Annotated in this window: 11 protein-coding genes and 7 pseudogenes; 11 read left to right on the top strand and 7 right to left on the bottom strand. The window is 68.5% G+C overall.

The genetic code is table 11. The annotated features are described in order from the left end of the window. Nucleotides 1–54 precede the first annotated feature (54 nt). Nucleotides 55–474, bottom strand: a complete 420-nt coding sequence (locus AD428_RS17015; RefSeq protein WP_082308471.1) for a hypothetical protein — start codon at nucleotides 472–474, stop codon at nucleotides 55–57. A 360-nt stretch (nucleotides 475–834) separates the two neighbouring features. Here AD428_RS17015 and AD428_RS17010 point away from each other — a divergent pair, with 360 nt between their 5' ends. Continuing rightward, complete coding sequence (locus tag AD428_RS17010) at nucleotides 835–2,040, top strand: DesA family fatty acid desaturase (RefSeq protein WP_053245960.1); 1,206 nt, start codon at nucleotides 835–837, stop codon at nucleotides 2,038–2,040. Then, a pseudogene (locus AD428_RS17005) lies at nucleotides 2,037–4,326 on the top strand (UvrD-helicase domain-containing protein). The gene AD428_RS17010 and the pseudogene AD428_RS17005 overlap by 4 nt, the downstream one beginning before the upstream one ends. Before the next feature lie 72 nt (nucleotides 4,327–4,398). Here AD428_RS17005 and AD428_RS26275 read toward each other — a convergent pair. After that, nucleotides 4,399–4,482: pseudogene (locus AD428_RS26275) on the bottom strand (helix-turn-helix domain-containing protein); the annotation flags it as partial. A gap of 226 nt (nucleotides 4,483–4,708) precedes the next feature. Between AD428_RS26275 and AD428_RS17000 the strand changes: the two are divergent. The 4 genes and pseudogenes from AD428_RS17000 (at nucleotide 4,709) to pagP (ending at nucleotide 8,383) form a co-directional block, all read left to right on the top strand. After that, nucleotides 4,709–5,676, top strand: a pseudogene (locus AD428_RS17000) (YeiH family protein). 94 nt (nucleotides 5,677–5,770) lie between these two features. Next, nucleotides 5,771–6,181 (top strand): acyl-CoA thioesterase, encoded by a 411-nt coding sequence (locus tag AD428_RS16995; protein ID WP_053245959.1) that lies wholly within the window; start codon nucleotides 5,771–5,773, stop codon nucleotides 6,179–6,181. A 10-nt stretch (nucleotides 6,182–6,191) separates the two neighbouring features. Then, nucleotides 6,192–7,663: pseudogene (gene mgtE, locus AD428_RS16990) on the top strand (magnesium transporter). Between the two features lie 159 nt (nucleotides 7,664–7,822). Further along, nucleotides 7,823–8,383, top strand: coding sequence for a lipid IV(A) palmitoyltransferase PagP (pagP, locus tag AD428_RS16985; protein ID WP_053245961.1), 561 nt, complete (start codon nucleotides 7,823–7,825; stop codon nucleotides 8,381–8,383). A 10-nt stretch (nucleotides 8,384–8,393) separates the two neighbouring features. Here the strand turns inward: pagP and AD428_RS16980 are convergent, their stop codons facing one another. Beyond that, entirely contained in the window at nucleotides 8,394–9,041 is a 648-nt protein-coding gene (locus AD428_RS16980) for a gamma-glutamylcyclotransferase (RefSeq protein ID WP_053245958.1), read from the bottom strand. Nucleotides 9,042–9,231: 190 nt separating this feature from the next. Then, entirely contained in the window at nucleotides 9,232–9,690 is a 459-nt protein-coding gene (locus AD428_RS16975; protein WP_053245957.1) for an Lrp/AsnC family transcriptional regulator, read from the bottom strand. Between the two features lie 139 nt (nucleotides 9,691–9,829). On the opposite strand from AD428_RS16975, the pseudogene AD428_RS16970 reads away from it, so the two are divergent. The 3 genes and pseudogenes from AD428_RS16970 to AD428_RS16965 all read left to right on the top strand — a co-directional run. Beyond that, nucleotides 9,830–10,455, top strand: a pseudogene (locus AD428_RS16970) (LysR substrate-binding domain-containing protein); the annotation flags it as partial. After that, nucleotides 10,450–10,506 (top strand): annotated as a pseudogene (locus AD428_RS29620) (hypothetical protein); the annotation flags it as partial. The pseudogenes AD428_RS16970 and AD428_RS29620, both read left to right, overlap by 6 nt. A 112-nt stretch (nucleotides 10,507–10,618) precedes the next feature. Next, a complete protein-coding gene (locus AD428_RS16965; protein ID WP_369798776.1) occupies nucleotides 10,619–11,014 on the top strand; it encodes a LysR substrate-binding domain-containing protein in 396 nt (131 codons plus the stop codon). On the opposite strand, the gene AD428_RS16960 is transcribed toward AD428_RS16965, so the two are convergent. After that, a complete protein-coding gene (locus AD428_RS16960) occupies nucleotides 11,015–12,211 on the bottom strand; it encodes a M20 aminoacylase family protein (RefSeq protein WP_053245956.1) in 1,197 nt (398 codons plus the stop codon). Between the two features lie 73 nt (nucleotides 12,212–12,284). On the opposite strand from AD428_RS16960, the pseudogene AD428_RS16955 reads away from it, so the two are divergent. Further along, nucleotides 12,285–13,975, top strand: a pseudogene (locus AD428_RS16955) (AMP-binding protein). A 27-nt stretch (nucleotides 13,976–14,002) separates the two neighbouring features. On the opposite strand, the gene AD428_RS16950 reads toward AD428_RS16955, so the two are convergent. Together AD428_RS16950 and AD428_RS16945 are read right to left on the bottom strand one after the other, a co-directional pair. Next, nucleotides 14,003–14,872 carry an inositol monophosphatase family protein gene (locus AD428_RS16950; RefSeq protein WP_053245955.1) on the bottom strand — a complete coding sequence of 290 codons (870 nt, stop codon included), beginning with the start codon at nucleotides 14,870–14,872 and terminating at the stop codon, nucleotides 14,003–14,005. Between the two features lie 100 nt (nucleotides 14,873–14,972). After that, nucleotides 14,973–15,323 (bottom strand): hypothetical protein, encoded by a 351-nt coding sequence (locus tag AD428_RS16945; RefSeq protein WP_235490679.1) that lies wholly within the window; start codon nucleotides 15,321–15,323, stop codon nucleotides 14,973–14,975. A 359-nt stretch (nucleotides 15,324–15,682) separates the two neighbouring features. On the opposite strand from AD428_RS16945, the gene AD428_RS16940 reads away from it, so the two are divergent. Further along, on the top strand, nucleotides 15,683–16,604 hold a 922-nt coding region (locus AD428_RS16940; protein ID WP_255352266.1), incomplete at its 3' end, for an ABC transporter transmembrane domain-containing protein.

Below are 16,604 nucleotides of genomic sequence, written 5' to 3'. Positions count from 1 at the left end.
CGGTCGCCCTGGCCGGTCGCCCTAGCCGGTCGCCCTAGCCGGTCGCCCCCCGGCTCAGGGGGCTGGCGTCACGCCCACGCGGGCGTTGTAATGGCGCGTGCCCAGCGATTTGTCCTGGTATTTCACTTCCCACGCCAGAACGTCCGTGCCGGGCTGGCGGGCCTGGTACACCACTTGCGAAATGGGGACGGCCTTGTAGGCGCAGCGGCCCGAAGCGCCGGCCTGGCCGCGGGTCTGCTGCACATGGGCCTGGCCGAGGGCCGGAGGTTGCGTAATCACCACACGCGGGGCGCGCAGGGCGAGGCAATCCGCGCCCCGGATTTCATAGTACGAGGCCAGCACCGCCACGTCGCCCGTCTTGAGGGTCTGCGCGGCCGTGCCGGCCGGAAGAGCCGAAAGGGCCGGCAGGGCCGCCGCGGCGAGCGCGGCGCAGGAACGGGAAAGCGGAAGCGGGCGGATACGGAACGGCGGCATGGTTTTTTCGGCAATGAAACGGCGCCCGGCAGTGTGGGCCACTCCGGCGGCCGCCGCAAGCCCGGGCCGCTGCAAGCTTTCCGAAAACCCGCTGACAGGAACTTTAAGCTGCGGGCCCGGCCCAATGCAGAGGCCCGCGCGCATCGCCAACCGTAAACCGGGACGCATCATTTCCCGAATAACGGGGCCGCGCCGGGCGGCCCTGCTTGCCCGCCTTGCGGGCAAGCAGGGCGTTTCGTGGTCAAAAGTCCGGCTTAGTGCTTGATTTCCCTCAATTACTATTTTGAAACCGCGATGTCATAAGCGATTCAAGGTAAGCTAAACTTCAGCCACTCTTCTAGCGAGGCTCACAACAGCTTTATGGATTACATCCTCTCCTTCTTTGCCGACGGCCTGACCAAAGCCAGCTGGTGGCAAATCGTCGTCTACACGCTCGTGATGACGCACATCACCATCATCTCGGTGACGGTATTCCTCCATCGCAGCCAGGCGCACCGGGGGCTGGATCTGCATCCCGCCGTCATGCATTTCTTCCGGTTCTGGCTCTGGATGACGACCGGCATGGTCACCAAGGAATGGGTGGCCATCCATCGCAAGCATCACGCCAAGTGCGAAAAAGACGGCGATCCCCACTCGCCCATGCTGTTCGGCATCTGGAAGGTGCTGTTCCGCGGGGCCGAGCTGTACCGCCAGGAATCGGCCAACAAGGAAACCATGGCCAAGTTCGGCCACGGCACGCCCGACGACTGGCTCGAGCGCAACATCTACAGCAAGCACAGCCTGCTGGGCGTGCTCATCATGCTCGCCATCGACATCGCCCTGTTCGGCGCCATCGGCCTCACGGTCTGGGCCGTGCAGATGGCCTGGATCCCGTTCTGGGCGGCCGGCGTGGTGAACGGCATCGGCCACTACTGGGGCTACCGCAACTACAACAGCCCGGACACCAGCACCAACGTGTTCCCGTGGGGCATCATCATCGGCGGCGAAGAGCTGCACAACAACCACCACGCCCACGGCACCTCGGCCAAGTTCTCGGCCAAGTGGTACGAATTCGACCTGGGCTGGTGCTACATCAGCGTGCTGAAGTTCCTGGGCCTGGCCAAGGTCAAGAAGGTCGCGCCCAAGCTCAAGCTCGACGACTCCCGCACGGGCATCGACCTGCGCACCCTGCAGGGCGTGATCACCCACCGCTACGAAGTCATGGCCCGCTACGCCGACGTCATGAAGCGCGCCGCCCGCCAGGAACTGGCCCGTCTGAAGGCTTCCAGCAAGGACACGGCCGACAGCGGCTGGCGCAAGCTTTACAGCGTGCGCCGCGCCCTGCACCGCAACGAAGACATCCTCCAGCCCGAGCAGCGCGAGGCCGTGGACCAGGCCATTGCCCAGAACAAGGCGCTTTCCACGCTGGTGCAGATGCGCCGCGAGCTGGGACGCATCTGGGAAAGCTCCAGCGCCAGCAGCGAACAGTTGCTGCATGACCTGCAAGCCTGGTGCCAGCGTGCCCAGCAAAGCGGCATCGACGGTCTCGAGCAGTTCGCGCAACGCCTGCGCCGCTATGCGGCATGATGCTAGAGCAGCTCAACCCTGAACAACGCGCCGCAGTAACCCTCGAACCGCAGCACGCCCTGGTCCTGGCCGGGGCGGGCAGCGGCAAGACCCGGGTGCTCACCACCCGGATGGCCTGGCTGATTCAAACCGGCCAGGCTTCGCCTTTTGGGCTCCTGGCGGTCACGTTCACCAACAAGGCGGCGCGCGAAATGCTCGCCCGCATGTCGGCCATGCTGCCGATCGACACGCGCGGACTCTGGATCGGCACCTTCCACGGCCTGTGCAACCGCATGCTGCGCGCGCACCACCGCGATGCCGGCCTGCCGCAGAGCTTCCAGATTCTCGACGTCACCGACCAGCTCGCCGCCATCAAGCGGCTCATGAAGGCCAACGGCGTCGACGACGAGAAGTACCCGCCGCGCGACGTGCAGCGCTTCATCAACGGCGCCAAGGAAGAGGGCCTGCGGCCGGCCGACGTGGAAGCCTACGACGCGCACCGCCGCCGCCTCATCGAGGTCTACCAGCTCTACGAGGCCCAGTGCCAGCGCGAGGGCGTGGTCGATTTCGCCGAGCTGCTGCTGCGCGCCTACGAACTGCTGTCGCGCAACGCGCCGGTGCGCGAGCACTACCAGCGCCGCTTCCGCCACATCCTGGTCGACGAGTTCCAGGACACGAACACGCTGCAGTACAAGTGGCTGCGCCTGCTGGCGGGCGGCGGCGCCGCCATCTTCGCGGTGGGCGACGACGACCAGTCCATCTACGCTTTCCGAGGCGCCAACGTCGGCAACATGGCCGACTTCGAGCGCGAGTACGCCCACGGCACGGTCATCCGCCTGGAGCAGAACTACCGTTCCTACGGCCACATCCTGGACTCGGCCAACGCGCTCATCGGCCATAACACCGGCCGGCTGGGCAAGAACCTCTGGACCGAGCAGGGCGAGGGCGAGCCGGTGCGCGTCATGGAGCTGCCTTCCGACGCCATGGAGGCGCAGTGGGTGGTGGACGAGATCCGCTCGCTCATCCACGAGGGCAGCGACCGCCGCGAAATCGCCGTGCTGTACCGCAGCAACGCACAGTCGCGCGTGCTCGAGCACGCCATTTTCTCGGCCGGCATTCCCTACAAGGTGTACGGCGGCCTGCGCTTTTTCGAGCGCCAGGAAATCAAGCACGCGCTGGCCTACCTGCGGCTCATGGCCAATCCGCACGACGACACGTCCTGGATGCGCGTGGTCAATTTCCCCACGCGCGGCATCGGCGCGCGCACCCTGGAGCAGCTTGCCGACGCGGCGCGCGCCGACAATGGCAGCCTGTATTCGGCGGTGGGCCGGGTGGGCGGCAAGGGGGGCTCCAATCTGGCGCAGTTCGCCCAGCTCATCAACCGGCTCATCGCGGAAACCCGCGACCTGCCGCTGCCGGAAATGGTGGAGCACATGCTCGAGGCCAGCGGCCTCAAGGCGCACTACGAATCCGAGCGCGAGGCGCGGAGCGCCTGGAGAACCTGAACGAACTGATCACGGCCGCGGCGGTGTTCGCTTCCGAGGAAAACTACGACGGCCTGCCCGCGGGCGTGGTGCCCGAGCACGACACCTCGTCCACGCTGATGCCGGGCGTGGTCGATGCGCCAGCCCTGGTTCCCGACGCCATGACGCCGCTGGCGGCTTTCCTGTCGCACGCGGCGCTGGAAGCCGGCGACAACCAGGCCCAGCAGGGCCAGGACGCGGTGCAGCTCATGACCGTGCATGCCGCCAAGGGCCTGGAGTTCAACAACGTCTTCATCACCGGCCTGGAAGAGGGGCTGTTCCCGCACGAGAACAGCATTCTCGAACCCTCGGGCCTGGAAGAAGAACGCCGCCTGATGTACGTGGCCATCACGCGGGCCCGCGAACGGCTGTACATCACCCTGGCGCAAAGCCGCATGCTGCACGGCCAGACCCGCTACGCCATGCGCTCGCGCTTCCTGGAGGAAATCCCCGAGCAGCACCTGAAATGGCTCAGCCCCCGGGCGGGCGCGGGCCACGGCGGCCCGCAGCAGGCGGCCTGGGCAGGCAGCGCGCCGATGCGTTCGGACGCCGGCCCACCAATACGATTGCGCCGCGTCAAGCGCGCAGCGCGACCAGCGGCGTCACCGTGGGCGATAAGCAGTATCGTGTAGGGCAGGGCGTGCGCCACGCGCGCTTCGGAGACGGCACCATCATCGGGCTGAGCGGCGCCGGGCAGGACGCCCAGGCCCAGATCCAGTTCCGCGACGTGGGCGCCAAGACCTTGGCGCTGGGCATCGCCAAGCTGGAAATCATTCAGGGCTGAGCCACACTCGGGGCACGACATGGCGAATCATGCGTCTTACAGCGCGGACCTGGCGGCATTGCGCGCCGAAATCGACAGATGCAGAATCTGCGCGGCCCGGCTGATGTTGCCGGCATCGGCCACGCAGGCAAAGGTGAGGAGCTGGTCGGGCGTCATGGCTCGATATCGGTAATTTGGATAGTAATTATAGAAAATAAAAATTTTTCAAATAATAGCGGCCTCATTAATATTTCGGGAAGTTATTAAGTTATGCCCAGAAAGGCCCGCCATGAGCTCCTCCTCCACCGCCGCCCCGCTTTCCGCACCCGCCGCGAGCCCCGCCCACGCGGCGCCCGCCACGCCATGGCGCGACCGCCTCAACGGCGTGCTGTTCGTCGGCCTGATGGCCGCGGCCGTCATGCAGCTCGCCGACCTGCCCTTCATCCGGCAGCTCGGGTTCTCGCCGCTGGTGGTGGGCATCGTTTGCGGCATGCTGTACGGCAACTTCCTGCGCGGCACCATGCCGGCGGAATGGGGCGCGGGCGTGAACTTCACCGCGCGCCGCCTGCTGCGCATCGCGGTGGCGTTCTACGGGCTGAACATCAGCATCCAGCAGATTATGGCGGTCGGGCTGCCGGGCCTGGCGGTGTCGGTCTCGGTCGTGGTGGGCACCCTGGTCATCGGCACCGTGGTGGGGCAGCGCCTGCTGGGCCTGGACCGCGACACCGCCATGCTCACCTCGGCGGCAGCGCCATCTGCGGCGCCGCCGCCGTCCTGGCCTTCGAGCCGCCGCTGCGCGCGGCCCCGCACAAGAGCGCGGTGGCGGTCGCCACGGTGGTGCTGTTCGGCACGCTGTCCATGTTCCTGTACCCCGTGCTCTACCACGCGGGCTGGCTGGGCCTGGACACCCAGGCGCTGGGCATCTACATCGGCGGCACCATACATGAGGTGGCCCAGGTGGTGGGCGCGGCCAGCAACATCGATCCGGCCACCACCGAAGTCGCCACCATCGTCAAGATGACGCGCGTGGCCCTGCTGGTGCCGGTGCTGCTGGTGCTGGGCATGTACCTGCGCAGCGCCGCCAGCCATGCCGGCGGCCACGGCAAGGGCGCCAAGCTGCCCATTCCCTGGTTCGCGGTGGGCTTTCTCGCGCTGGCCATCATCAATTCGCTGCACGTCCTGCCGGCCGACGCGGTGGCCGCCATCCGCCGGCTCGACGTCTTCGCGCTCACCATGGCCATGACGGCCCTGGGCATCGAAACCCGCTTCGCGCAGATCCGCAAGGCCGGCCCCCGCGTAATGGCGCTGGGCCTCATCCTATACGCCTGGCTGTTGGTTGGAGGCTACGGCATCGTCAAACTCGCCGCCTGACGCCGCCCGCCGGCGGCGGGCGGGCGCAAAGCGGCATACCCGGGTCTGATTTTTCCTGCATAATCGGCTGGTTTCCCGCCATGGAGCCGGCCGCATGACCTCCAGCACCCCCGTCCCCTTCACTACGCTTCCCACCGACCGCGAACCCGTGCTGCGCGTCATGCCCATGCCGGCCGACGCCAACATCCATGGCGACGTGTTCGGCGGCTGGATCATGTCGCAGGTGGACATCGCCGGCTCCATTCCCGCCGCCCGGCGGGCCGCGGGCCGGGTGGCCACCGTGGCCGTCAACGCGTTCCAGTTCAAGCAGCCCGTCTTCGTCGGCGATCTGCTCAGTTTCTACGCCGCCATCGTCAAGACCGGCACCACGTCCATCACGGTCGCGGTGGAAGTCTATGCCGAACGCCAGCGGCTCGACGCCGAGGTGGTCAAGGTCACCGAAGCCACCCTCACCTACGTCGCCACCGACGAAGCGCGCCGCAGCCGTCCCCTACCCAAACTTTGAGCCGTAACGCATGACGCAGTCCGCCGCCGCGCAGAAACCGCCCGCGACGCCCCGCCGCCTCGACCCCGAAGACGCCCAGCACGCCCTGGCCGAAGTCCAGAGCGATTGCGCCGCCAGCAACTGGTTTCCGACCTGGTGCACCGCCAGGAAGAAGGCGACGACAAGGCATCCCTGGTCGAAGACCTGGTGCAGCGCCAGCACGAGGCCGAGCTGAAGCAGCTGCTCGACGGCCTGCATCCGGCCGACATCGCCTTCATCCTGGAGTCGCTGCCCAAGGACGAGCGCCAGGCCATCTGGAAGCTGGTCAGCCCCGAACACGACGCCGACGTGCTGCTCGAGGTCGAAGACTGGGTGCGCGAATCGCTCATCGAGGCGATGGACCGCCAGGACCTGGTGGCCGCTACCGGCAACATGGACGCCGACGAGCTGGCCGACCTGGCGCCGGACCTGCCGCCCGACGTGGTGGCCGAGGTCCAGAAGGGCCTGACCGAAGAAGAGCGCGCGCAGCTGCTGGAAGCCATGGGCTATCCGGAAGACAGCGTGGGCGCCATCATGGACTTCGAGATGGTGCGGGTGCGCGAGGACGTGACCCTGGAAGTCGTGCTGCGCTACCTGCGGCGGCTGCACGAACTGCCCGACCACACCGACCAGATCTTCGTCGTGGACCGCCAGGACAAGCTCCAGGGCATCCTGCCGCTCTCGCGCCTGCTCGTCAGCGAGCCCGAGACCGAGGTGCGGGCCGTGATGAACTCCGATTTCCTCACGCTCAACCCGCTCGACTCCGACGCCGACGCGGCCGGCGCCTTCGAACGCTACGACCTGGTGTCCGCGCCGGTCATCGACGACCAGGGCCGCCTCATCGGCCGCGTCACCATCGCCGACGTGGTGGACGTGATGCGCGAAGACTCCCAGGAGCAGGCGCTTTCGCGCGCCGGCCTGCAGGAAGAAGACATCTTCGCGCCGGTGACCACCGCGTTGCGCAACCGCGCGCCGTGGCTGCTGTTCAACCTCTGTACGGCCGCCACGGCCTCCTTCGTGGCGTCCCAGTTCGAGAGCACGGTGAGCCACATCGTGATCCTCGCCTTCCTCATGTCCATCGTGGCGGGCATCGGCGGCAATTCGGGCAACCAGACCATGACGCTCATCATCCGCGCCCTGGCCATGGGCCGCATCACGGGGCGCAACATCTGGCAGCTCATCAAGCGGGAGCTGTTCGTGACCCTCATGGTGGGCCTGTGCGGCAGCGTGGGCGCGGCGCTTTTCGCCTGGGCCATTTCCGATTCGATCTCCATCGCGCTCGTCATGATGGCCGCCATGGTCTGCAACATGCTGGTGGGCGCCAGCGTCGGCGTGCTCGTGCCCATGGTGCGCGCGCGCTTTGGCAAGGATCCGGCCATGGGTTCTTCGGTGCTGCTCACCTTCGCCACCGACTCGCTGGGGTTTTTCATTTTCCTGGGACTGGCCACGCTCTTTCTTTTGTAGGGCCGGCACAACGTAAACCTACGAATCTTGCCGCCGGCGGGCGGCGCGCGCCGGGCTGAAAGCCGACCGACAGGGAAACCCGTGACAGCGCCTTTACAGTAGAGGGCGTTGTCTTTCTTTCCCGCCGCGCGGCCCACGGCCGCCCCGGTTTGCCGCCGCATGTACGCCAGAGTCCGCATCGCCCTCGCCTGCTTCCTGTTTTCCCTTTCCGTCTTTCCCCACGCCGCCCGCGCATGCGACAGCGTGCCCGCGTGGGCCCGGTCCGCCTGCGGCCGCCTGGACCAGATATGGAGCCAGGGCGGCGACGATCTCTATCTGACCGGCTATGCCTGGCACAACCGCGGCGCGTACAGCGCGGACAAGATCCGGAGCTTCCGCGAGTTCGCCATCGGCGGCGGATACGGGCGCAGCATTTACGACGAAGACGGCGACTGGCAGGGCCTGTACGCCATGGCCTTCCTGGATTCGCACAGCAAGGTCGAACCCATCGCGGGCTACGGTTTCCTGAAAATCGGCCAGGTGAGCGAGAACTTCCGGCTCGGCGCGGGCTACACCGTGTTTCTCACCGCCAGGCGCGACATCATGCATTACGCGCCCTTTCCCGGCGTGCTGCCGCTAGTGGGCGCGGGATACAGGAACGCCATGCTCTACGCCACCTACATCCCGGGCGGCCAGGGCGCGGGCAACGTGCTCTTCGTGTTCGGACGCTGGGCCTTCTGAAGCAAGCGCTCTAGCCGCCCGCGCCGGCTTCTTCGAGAGGACGTCCCATCATGCCGCCGCCCAGCCTGCGCACCAGTTCGCCCAGGCGCCAGTCCTCGATGCCGTGCGCGCGCAGCGCCCGCTCCGTTTCGACCACGTAGTCCAGGCAGGGACCCGACTGGCCCACCGCATTGCGCACCGAGGCCAGCAGCCGGTCTTCGCTCAGGCCGGCGGCATAGTGCCGGCATGCGCGGTTCAGCAGGAATACCAATCCCCTGACCGGCTGTGGATCGGTATGGCAGGCCAGCCAGCGCGGCGTGTAGGCGCCCGACACCATTCCGCGCCGCCACAGCATCTGGAACACGTCCGGCACCTCGTTTGCAGCGACCCGGAACGCCACCCCGCGGCAGCAGCCGCCCCGGTCGAGCCCGAACACCAGACCGGGATTGTCGGGCGACCCGCGATGATCGTGCGACCAGAGACAGAGCGAGCGGTGGTAGCCGCGCACCGTGGCCAGGCGGCGCTCGCGCCAGGCAAAGCCGGGCCGCCAGATCAGCGAGCCATAGGCGAACACCCAGAGATCGTCCACGCCGTTCCAGCCGGCGAGCAATTCCTCCACCGACGCCGCGCCGCGCGTCTTGTCCGATCCGCCGCAGCCGGCGGGCACTGCCAACGACATAGCTTCCTCTGATAGCCCGGAAATACGCTCCCATGCGGGAATGGGCGATATCCTACGCCGCGGACCACGCAAAATCATTGCGCGATGAGGGGGGCGACGGCCGTCCGCCGGCAAATTGCATCCGCCGCGCGGCCTTCCGGGGAAATAAATTTGCGCGCCGCGCGAACCGGCGCGCGGCGGGCTGCCCGCCTCACACGGCGTCCAGCGGCAGCTCGGTAGTGCTCTTGATGACTTCCATGGAAAAGCTGGCGCTCACGTCCAGCAGGTCCACCGCGTCGATCAGCCGCCGGTAAAAGCGGTCGTAGGCCGCCATGTCCTCGACCACCACCTTGAGCAGGTAATCGATGTCGCCCGCCATGCGGTGGAACTCCACCACGTTCGGCAGGGCCATTACCGCGCCGATGAGGCTCTGCGTCCACTTGGCATTGTGCTGGCTGGTCTTGATGGACACGAACACCGTCAGGTTCAGCCCCAGCGCCCGCGGATCGAGCAGGATGGCATTGCGCGCGATGACGCCGTCGTCCTTGAGCTTCTGGATGCGACGCCAGCAGGGCGTGACGGAAAGGTTCACCTGCTCGGCGATTTCCGCGACCGAGCAGGTAGCGTCTTTCTGCAGCAAGGCCAAGATCTTGATGTCGGTCTGGTCCATGGGCTTTCCTCGGGACGGCAACCCGGCGCACGCCGCCGTCCTGCCGCGATAAGGGCCCAATCTTGCCCGTTCCGCCGCGCCGCGTAAAGACGCGGCCGGCCCAGGCGCGGCCGGCTCAGGTGCGGCCGGTTCAGGTGCNGCGATGCCTGGCGCGGCCTGGAAACGGGCGTGCTGCGCCTGGGCGCCAGCACCACGCCGGCCAGCTACCTGTTGCCGCGCCTGGTGGCGGATTTCCGCCAGTCGCATCCGGCCGTGAGCCTGCACCTGTCGGACGGCAACACGCGCGAAATCGTCGAGCGGCTGCCGGCGCTGGACCTGGCTTTCATCGAGGGCGACGTGCCGGCGGGCCTGCCGGCGGACACGGCCGTGCACGCCTGGCGGCAGGACGAAGTCGTGGCCGTCGTGCGGGCCGATCATGCCCTGGCCGGCAAAGGCGCCGCCACGCTGCGCGACCTGGCGGCGTCGCCGCTCGTCATGCGGGAGCCCGGTTCGGGGGTGCGGCGGCTGGTGGAGCGGGCTTTCGAGGATGCGGGCCTGGCGCCCGCCGTGGGGCTGGAACTGGCGGGCGTGGAGGGGGTGAAGCAGGCGGTGCGGGCCGGGCTGGGCGTGGGGTTCGTCTCGGTGATGTCGATGCGTCACGAAGATGGCGCGCTGGCCGCGCTGCGGCTGCTGCCGCGGCCGCTCACGCGCACGCTCAGCATTCTGGTGCCGCATGCCGATGCGGCCGCCCGGTCTGCCGGGTACCTGTTGCCGCGCCTGGTGGCGGATTTCCGCCAGTCGCATCCGGCCGTGAGCCTGCACCTGTCGGACGGCAACACGCGCGAAATCGTCGAGCGGCTGCCGGCGCTGGACCTGGCTTTCATCGAGGGCGACGTGCCGGCGGGCCTGCCGGCGGACACGGCCGTGCACGCCTGGCGAGGACGAAGTCGTGGCCGTCGCGCGGGCCGATCATGCCCTGGCCGGCAAAGGCGCCGCCACGCTGCGCGACCTGGCGGCGTCGCCGCTCGTCATGCGGGAGCCCGGTTCGGGGGTGCGGCGGCTGGTGGAGCGGGCTTTCGAGGATGCGGGCCTGGCGCCCGCCGTGGGGCTGGAACTGGCGGGCGTGGAGGGGGTGAAGCAGGCGGTGCGGGCCGGGCTGGGCGTGGGGTTCGTCTCGGTGATCTCGATGCGTCACGAAGATGGCGCGCTGGCCGCGCTGCGGCTGCTGCCGCGGCCGCTCACGCGCACGCTCAGCATTCTGGTGCCGCATGCCGATGCGGCCGCCCGGTCTGCCGGGCGCTTTCTCGCGCTGTGCCTGGCCGCCCGTCCGGGCCAGGAAGCCTGATCAGGGGCGGGCCAGCCACTGCAGCGCAAGCTGCACCCAGTATGTGCCGCCCAGCGGCAGGAGCTCGTCGTTGAAGTCGTAGCTGCCGTTGTGCAGCATGCAGGGTCCCAGGCCATGCCCGCTGTCGCGGTGCTCGCCGGCGCCGTTGCCGATCCAGACGTAGCAGCCGGGTTTTTCCTGCAGCATGAACGCGAAATCCTCGGCGCCCATGGTGGGTTGCACGTGGTCGTTCACGTTTTCCGCTCCCACGATGCCGCGCAGCACCTCGGCACAGAATGCGGCTTCGTCGGCGTGGTTGATGGTGGGCGGGTAGTTGCGGTGGAACTCGAAAGTCATTTCGCAGCCCAGCGCGGCGCAGGTGTGGCGCGAGATTTCTTCCATCCGGCGCTCGATGAGGTCGAGCACTTCCAGGGTGAAGGTGCGCACCGTGCCGCGCAGTTCGGCGTGGTTGGGCACCACGTTGTCGGCGCTGCCGGCATGGATCTGGGTGATGCTCAGCACGGCGGCGTCGAGCGGATTGCGGTTGCGCGTAATGATGGTCTGCAGCGACTGGGCGAGCTGCACCGCGGCCATGACGGGGTCTATGCCCAGGTTGGGCATGCCCGCGTGCGAGCCCTTGCCCTTGATGACAATGGAGAACTCGTTGCTGGAGGCCATGATGGGGCCGGCGGTGAGGCCGAACGCGCCCACCGGCAGGCCCGGCCAGTTGTGCATGCCGAACACCGCTTCCATGGGAAAGCGCGTGAAAAGGCCGTCGTCGATCATGCGCTTGGCGCCGCCGCCGCCTTCTTCGGCCGGCTGGAAGATCAGGTAGACGGTGCCGGCGAAGTCGCGGTGCTGCGACAGGTAGCGGGCCGCCGCCAGCAGCATGGCCGTGTGGCCATCGTGGCCGCAGGCGTGCATCTTGCCCTCGTGCCTGCTGGCGTGGGCGAAGGTGTTGGCTTCCTGCATGGGCAGGGCGTCCATGTCGGCGCGCAGGCCGACCGCGCGTTCGCCCGGCCGGTTGCCGCGCACGATGCCCACCACGCCGGTGCCGCCCAGGCCCCGGTCGGTTTCGATGCCCCATTCCTGCAGCTTGGCGGCCACCACGTCGGCGGTGCGGAATTCTTCAAAGGCAAGTTCGGGATGGGCGTGGATGTCGCGGCGGATGGCGGCGATGTCCTGGCGCCAGGCGACGATGGGTTCGAGCAGTTTCATAGGAATCGGCGCAAGAGAGGGAACGAAGGAAGGGTATCATCAATCCAAAAATCGATTAAGGGAGACAAATACGATGGACCGTCCCTGGCTCGCGCACTATCCCGAAGGGGTTCCGGCGGAGATTTCCACCGATGGCTACGGCTCGCTGGTCGACCTGCTCGACCGCGCGTGCCAGCGATATGCGTCGCGCATCGCCTGCACCGCCATGGGCAGCGACATCACCTATGCCCAGCTGGACGCCCACGCCCGCGCCTTCGCGGGCTGGCTGCAGGGCCTGGACCTGGCGCGGGGGGCGCGGGTGGCGCTCATGATGCCGAACGTGCCGGCCTACCTGGCGGGCATGCTGGGCACGCTGCGCGCCGGACACGTGGTGGTGAACGTGAATCCGCTCTATACGGCCGAGGAGCTGCAGCGCCAGCTGCTCGACAGCGGCGCCTCGGTCATTCTCATCCTGGAGAATTTCGCGCACACGCTTGAGCAGGTGCGCGACCGCGGCTCGCTGAAGCACGTGGTGGTGACGGGGCCCGGCGACCTGCTGGGCGGCCTGAAGGCGCCGCTGGTCAACCTGGCGGCGCGCTACGTGAAGAAGATCATCCCGGCGTGGCGCATCGACGCGCCCGCAAGCTGGTCGACGTGCTTGGCGAGGGCGCGCGCCGCAGCTTCACTCCGCCCAGGCTGGCCATGGGCGACCTGGCGGTGCTGCAGTACACGGGCGGCACCACGGGCGTGCCCAAGGGAGCCATGCTGTCGCACGGCAACCTGGTCGCCAACGTGCTGCAGACCGAGGCGGTGGCGCAGCCCGTGGTGCACGACCTGGCCGGCCAGCAGCTCACCATTCTCAGCGCCCTGCCGCTCTACCACGTGTTCGCCATGACGGTCTGCGGTCTGTACGGGCTGCACGCGGGCATGCGCAACGTGCTCATCATCAATCCGCGCGACCAGGCCTCGCTCATCGCGGCGTGGCGCAAGACGCCCATCAACGTGTTTCCGGGGGTCAATACGCTGTTCAACGCGCTGGCCCACAATCCGGCGTTCGCCAGGCTGGATTTCTCGGGGCTGCGGCTCACCCTGGGCGGCGGCATGGCGGTGCAGCGCCAGGTGGCCGAACGCTGGCTGCAGATCACCGGCAGGCCGCTGGTGGAGGGTTACGGGCTGTCCGAAACCTCTCCCGTGGCCACGGTGAACCCCACCAACGCCACCGCGTATTCCGGCTCCATCGGATTGCCGCTGCCCTCGACCGACGTGGCCATCCTGGACGACGAGGGACGTGAAGTCCCGCGGGGCGAGCGCGGCGAGGTGGGCATACGCGGGCCGCAGGTCATGCTGGGCTACTGGCAGAAGCCCGAGGAAACGCGCCACGCCATGACGGCCGACGGTTTTTTCCGCACGGGCGACATCGGCATCATGGACGAGCAGGGCTACACCCGCATCGTGGACCGCAAGAAAGACATGATCGCGGTCTCGGGTTTCAAGGTCTATCCCAACGAGGTGGAGGCCGCCGTGGCCGCGCACCCGGGCGTGCTGGAATGCGCCGCCGTGGGCGTGCCCGACGAGCATTCGGGCGAAGCCGTGAAGGTGTTCGTGGTGAAGAAAGACGCCTCGCTGACCGAGGCGCAGATCCAGGACTGGTGCAAGGACAAGCTCACCGGCTACAAGCGGCCGCGCTACGTGGAGTTCCGCGACGAACTGCCCAAGAGCAACGTCGGCAAGATCCTGCGGCGCGAGCTGCGCGACGAGGCCGTGTCCGCCATGTCGGGCCATTGAAGCGGGCGTTGCGCTTCGGCCCCCCGCCTATTTCCGCAGGTGCGGGGCCACCATGTCGTAGAGGGCCTGGCCCACCCGCGGATTGCCGGCCACGAGCCGACCGCCGATGGGCCAGGGATCTTGCCGGTGCATGTCCCAGCACACGCCGCCCGCTTCGCGCACGATGACAGCGCCCGCGGCCACGTCCCAGGGCGCCAGCCCCATTTCCCAATAGCCGTCGTACCGGCCGCAGGCCGTCCAGGCCAGGTCCAGCGCCGCCGCGCCCATGCGGCGCGCGCCGCGCGAGCGGTTGATGGCGTCGTGGAGCATGGGCATGTACTGGCCGGCGAAAGAGAAATCGCGGAACGGAAAGCCGGTGGCGAGCACCGCGTCGTCGATGGACGGGGTGCGGGAGACGGCGATGCGCCGGCCATTGAGCCAGGCGCCCAGGCCGTGGGCGGCGGTGAAGAGCTCTTCGCGGTTGGGGTCGTAGATCACGCCCACTACCGGGGTGTCCTCGGCCAGCGCCTGCTGCGCCGATACCTGGGCGCCGGCGCGCGCGACCAGGGCGATCGACACGGCGTAGTGGGGAATGTCGTGCAGGAAGTTGGTGGTGCCGTCCAGCGGATCGATGTACCAGGTGGCGGCGCCGTCGGCCTGCCCTCCGGTTTCCTCGGCCACGATGGCGAAGCCCGGCGCCCGCGCGCGCAGTTCCTCGATGATGACGGCCTCGGCCTCGCGGTCGGCCTGGGACACGAGATCGTTGCGGGCCTTGCGGTCGATGACCAGGTCGGCGCGGTGATGGGCATAGGATTGCAGCACGGCGGCCCCGGCGTGGGCCGCGTTGACAGCGGCGTCGATGGCTGCGCAGAGGTCGATCGGCAGCGCCTTGGGGCGGGGCGGGTCGTAGGTGTCCATGGGCCCAGTGTAAGCCCGAGCCTGCGCCTAAGGTCGCAATCCGCCGCCCGGGCTGTGGCGCGCATCCAACGCGGCGCGGGATAATGGCGTCCGTTTCATGTCACCCGCCCGTCCCTGCCGCGCCATGTCCGATTCCTACGAGCCCCTCATTCCCGCCGAGGCGGAAATGGTGGACCTGCACGTCGATGCCGGGATGCAATTCGATGAAGCGCCCGATGCGCGGGGCCAGCCACAGCGCGGCCAGCGACGGGTTGGCCGAGATGTTCAAGGTGTGGGTGCGGCGGTTGCGCGCGGCGTCGGCCCGCACGTTGCGGCAGGCGGTTTCGAGCAGCGCCAGCGCTTGCTGCACCGAGGACAGCAGGCGTTCGCCGGCCTCGGTGAGCTGCGCCCGGCGCAGCGTGCCGCCGCGGCGCAGCAGCGCGCGCCACAGGTCGGCCTCGAGCGAGCGCACTGGTGGCTGACGGCGCTCTTGGTCACGTTGAGGCTCAAGCGGCGGCCGCGGCGTCAGGCTGCCCAGCCGGGGCCACCGCCTCGAAGGCGCGGCAGGGCCGCCAGGGGCGGCGTGCGTAAAGGGAGGTCGGGCATGGGTTGAGTTTATCTCAACGGCGGATTGAAAAAACATCGCTTTCGCAATACCGCCGCTTGGCCGAACATGCGGGCTTGGGAGCCGCGCGGGCGTGCGCGGCCCCGGGGAGAACCTCATGTATTTCGATTTCAGACTCTGGCGGCTGACGGCGGGCCTGCGCGGCGCCATGGCGGGCGGCATCGCGCTGGGCCTGCTGGCGGCTGGGGGCCGGCATTGCGCGCTATGTGTTCCTGGGGCAGATGCTGGCCCGGGTGTTCGGCCATGCGCCCTGGCGGGAGTGGCTCGCCCCCGCGGCCGCGTGCCGGCGATGGTGCTGCTGCGCGCGGCGCTGGACCACTTGCCGCACCGTGGCCGCCAACCGTTGCGCGGCGCAGTGCAGCAGACGCTGCGGCCGGCTGTACGACCGCATCGTCGCGCTCGGACCTGCCTGGTTCGCCCAGCGGCGCACCGGCGGCGTGATGCTGACGGTGGTGGACGGCGTGGAGCAGCTGCAGACCTTCTTCGGCCAGTACCTGCCCCAGCTCGCCATTTCTGCGGCCGCGCCGTTCGCCATTTTCGCGGTCATGGCCTGCTGGGACGTGCCGGTGGCGCTGGTGTTCCTGGCAGCCGCCCTCTTTGCCCTGGCCGGGCCCATGGCGGTGCACCGTCTCGACCGCAAGGCCAGCATGGCGCGCTCGCAGGCGCTGGACCGCTTCGGCGAGGAATTCCTGGACGCGGTGCAGGGCCTGCCCACGCTGAAGGCCTTCGGCCAGGGCAGGGCCTGGGGCCGCAAGCTCGCCGCCAAGGCGCGCGAACTGTCGCGCCACACGTTCTGGGTGCTGTCGGTGAGCCTGCTCACCCGCGGCATCAGCGACCTGGGCGTAGCCCTGGGCGCGGCCCTGGCGCTGGCGCTGGGCGCCTGGCGCGTCAGCGCGGGCGAGATGAGCCTGGAGGCGTTGCTCATCGTGCTGATGGCGGGCACGGAAATCTTCCGCCCGCTGCGCGACCTGCGCGCCGTGCTGCATCGGGGGCATGTTGGGGCAATCGGCCGCGGCGAGCATCCACGCTCTGACGGACGCCGAGCCGGCCACGCCGGCCGCGGCGGGCAAGAGCGCCCCGCGCGCCTGGAACCCTCCATCGATTCGACGGCGTGGCGTTCTCCTATAC

Source organism: Achromobacter sp. DMS1 (assembly GCF_001270295.1).
This window is presented reverse-complemented; position numbering and strand designations above follow the sequence as displayed.

What these genes read in the sequence shown, in the direction of transcription:
- AD428_RS17015 (WP_082308471.1), bottom strand. Translation starts at nt 474, where the DNA reads ATGCCGCCGTTCCGTATCCGCCCGCTTCCGCTTTCCCGTTCCTGCGCC.
- AD428_RS17010 (WP_053245960.1), top strand. Translation starts at nt 835, where the DNA reads ATGGATTACATCCTCTCCTTCTTTGCCGACGGCCTGACCAAAGCCAGC.
- AD428_RS16995 (WP_053245959.1), top strand. Translation starts at nt 5,771, where the DNA reads ATGACCTCCAGCACCCCCGTCCCCTTCACTACGCTTCCCACCGACCGC.
- pagP (WP_053245961.1), top strand. Translation starts at nt 7,823, where the DNA reads ATGTACGCCAGAGTCCGCATCGCCCTCGCCTGCTTCCTGTTTTCCCTT.
- AD428_RS16980 (WP_053245958.1), bottom strand. Translation starts at nt 9,041, where the DNA reads ATGTCGTTGGCAGTGCCCGCCGGCTGCGGCGGATCGGACAAGACGCGC.
- AD428_RS16975 (WP_053245957.1), bottom strand. Translation starts at nt 9,690, where the DNA reads ATGGACCAGACCGACATCAAGATCTTGGCCTTGCTGCAGAAAGACGCT.
- AD428_RS16960 (WP_053245956.1), bottom strand. Translation starts at nt 12,211, where the DNA reads ATGAAACTGCTCGAACCCATCGTCGCCTGGCGCCAGGACATCGCCGCC.
- AD428_RS16950 (WP_053245955.1), bottom strand. Translation starts at nt 14,872, where the DNA reads ATGGACACCTACGACCCGCCCCGCCCCAAGGCGCTGCCGATCGACCTC.